3 protein-coding genes and 1 pseudogene are annotated in these 2539 nt (G+C 68.2%); 3 read left to right on the forward strand and 1 reads right to left on the reverse strand.

The annotated features are described in order from the left end of the window. The 3 genes from AC08OQ_RS19210 to AC08OQ_RS19220 all read left to right on the forward strand — a co-directional run. The coding region (locus tag AC08OQ_RS19210; protein WP_476612300.1) for a hypothetical protein at positions 1 to 383 on the forward strand (383 nt) is incomplete at its 5' end. Positions 384 to 441: 58 nt separating this feature from the next. After that, positions 442 to 1635 (forward strand): DNA glycosylase AlkZ-like family protein, encoded by a 1194-nt coding sequence (locus AC08OQ_RS19215; protein ID WP_476602433.1) that lies wholly within the window; start codon positions 442 to 444, stop codon positions 1633 to 1635. 55 nt (positions 1636 to 1690) lie between these two features. After that, entirely contained in the window at positions 1691 to 2026 is a 336-nt protein-coding gene (locus AC08OQ_RS19220) for a MazG nucleotide pyrophosphohydrolase domain-containing protein (RefSeq protein WP_462189174.1), read from the forward strand. A gap of 58 nt (positions 2027 to 2084) precedes the next feature. Here the strand turns inward: AC08OQ_RS19220 and AC08OQ_RS19225 are convergent. Further along, positions 2085 to 2539: pseudogene (locus AC08OQ_RS19225) on the reverse strand (hypothetical protein); the annotation flags it as partial.

Here is a 2539-nt window from a genome sequence, read left to right on the forward strand (position 1 = left end):
GAAGAGCCATCAAAGCGGCGTTCGCAGCGACCGCCGACGCGGGGATCGAGGGCAAAGCGTTCATCATCCACGGCTTCCCCGGGGAGAATGCCGAGACCACCGCGGAGACGATGAGCCTGCTGGCCGAGCTGGGATCGTCCCTGAGCCGGGTGTCGCTGTTCCGGTTCGTCCCCCTGCCTGGCACACAGGTCTACGCCGATCCCGACCGGTACGCGCTGCACGGCACGCACACCCAGCCCGACTGGGACCGCGACTGGTCGAAGTTCCACATCCACCACAACAACCGGCACTGGTGGGGCACCGCGGAGCAGTGGCAGGAGACCGAAGATTCCTACCAGCGGCTACGCCACTTCGTCGAAGACCACTGGAATGCACAGGGATGAACCCGACTCGGCCAGGCCCGTGCATGGCGGGGCGACGGACCGCTGATAGCGTGCTGCGGTGGTCGCCGTCGCTCCCCGTACCGCCGGAGCCGTCACGCTCACAGCCGACCAGGCCAGCTACTTGTGGAACTGGACGCTCACCCGGCAAGGGCTGCATCCCGATCATCGTTTGTCGTCCGTCGCCGAGATCGCATATGCCGGGCTGGGCCTCCACGCCGCGCGCTTACCCAGTCCGTTCGCGACCGTCCTCGCCCGCGCTGCCAGCCCCGAAGCCGCGACATCGCTATTCGCCCCCCAGTCGGGCCTCACCACGCTGCGGTGCATGCGCAAGACGCTGCATCTTCTACCGCTCGATCTGGCGGCCGTCGCGCATGCCGCGACCGCCCGCTACCGGTTGCGCGACGCCGCCCGAATGGCCGTCAACGCCGGTGTGTCCCAGCCCGTCGTGACCCGGGTGACCCGGCTGCTCATGCGGCTGCTCGCGGGCGGCCCGGTGCCGGTGCGGCAGATCGAAGCAGTCCTGACCGCCTGCGGCGAGCCGGTCGCGGCCGTCCGCGTCGCCGTGAAAACGGCGTGGGAACAGGGATTGCTCACCTACCTGAACCAGTCCGGTTGTTGGAATGCAGAACGCCGAGCCTTCGCGCTGACCTCCGACGTCCACCCCGGCCTGGACGTCGCGCAGGATCCCGGAAAGGCGACGCGAACGCTGGTGTACGCCTACTTCGACCGGTATGGGCCAGCGACTCTCAAGGACGCGACGTGGTGGTCGGCCCTGTCCCGGACCGCCATCACCGCCGCGCTGAACGCCTCGGATGCCGAGTGGCTGGAGGTCACCACACCGTGGAGCCCAGCCCGGGCCTACATGACCACCGCCCGGTACGAACAGTTCCTGGCTGCCGATCCCGCCGCCTACACGAGCGGGTTACACCTGCTCGCCCACGAAGACGTCGCGCTCAAGGCGTACTTCGAGACCCGAGAGAGGTATCTGGGCGGCCTACCGACAGAACAGGCGTTCAATCAGATCGGTGAAGCGCTACCCACGATCGTGCTCGACGGGCAGGTCCAGGGCACGTGGGCGTGGCACCCCGTCACCCGAACTGTCATTCCGACAGTCGTCCGCAACCGAACCGCCCTGACCCGCGGTGTCGCCGCCGCCGCCGATACGCTTACCGCCGCGCTGCGCACGGGCTGGCGCGACCGGACCCCGACCGCCGTCCGCCACGACCCCAACCAGCTCACCCTGGCCATCTGACTCTCCCAGCAACACCGGCCGGGCTCACACCTCACGCAGAGAAAGGTCCACCGCCATGCGTCCGCTGGCCGCCGGCTTTGACCTGACCGAGTTCCAGCAGTACGTCGCCGCCATGGAGAAGGAACGGGGGTTCTCCGAGCGCAGCGTCACGGAGCAGGCTCTGCTGCTGGGCGAGGAGGTCGGTGAGCTGTTCAAAGCCGTCCGCAAAAGCGAGAACCTCAGCACCGCGACAGGGTCGGTCGTCGGCTCCGTCGACGAGGAGCTCGCTGACATTTTGATCTTCGTGTGCGCCATCGCGAACCGGTGCGGCATCAACCTCAGCGATGCCCTCCTCCGTAAGGAGGCCCTTAACGAGACACGAGTCTGGGTCTCGACAGGTACGGCCTCCTGACAGATAGGTGGTGCGGCCCGCCGCACCGGCGGCGCCACGGCACCAGGGGCGACAGGGGTCAGACGTCGGTAACTCGACGGGTGAACTCCAGCGCGGTGGGATCGTCCCCGGCCGCTCGGCTCAGAGGGACGGCGATTTCGCGGATGCGGTCCTCGACTACCGCATTCGGACATGTCTGGATCGCTGCGACTGCGTCCAGCCCGGCGGCTCCCGCCGCGTCCAGGGCGGGCCTGTCCCCATCGAGGTGGCCACGGGCGACCGCAACATGCGCAAGGCCAATACCCTGCCAGTCGTCGCCGAACGTGGCGGCGGCGCGGGTGCCGTGGATGACCGCCATCCGTCCGCGGCCTGGAAGGTGGGACACAGCGATCGCCGTGTAGAGATCTTCCTCGGCGGTGTTCCACGTGAGCGCTGGGCCGGTCAGCGATGCGCGCATCCCTGCACGCATCTCCTGGACCGCTGCATCGGCGCGGTCCGGGTATCCGGGCTCTTCGAAGTTAAGCGGGTTTGAGG

The organism is Frankia sp. CcCS3 (assembly GCF_977927575.1).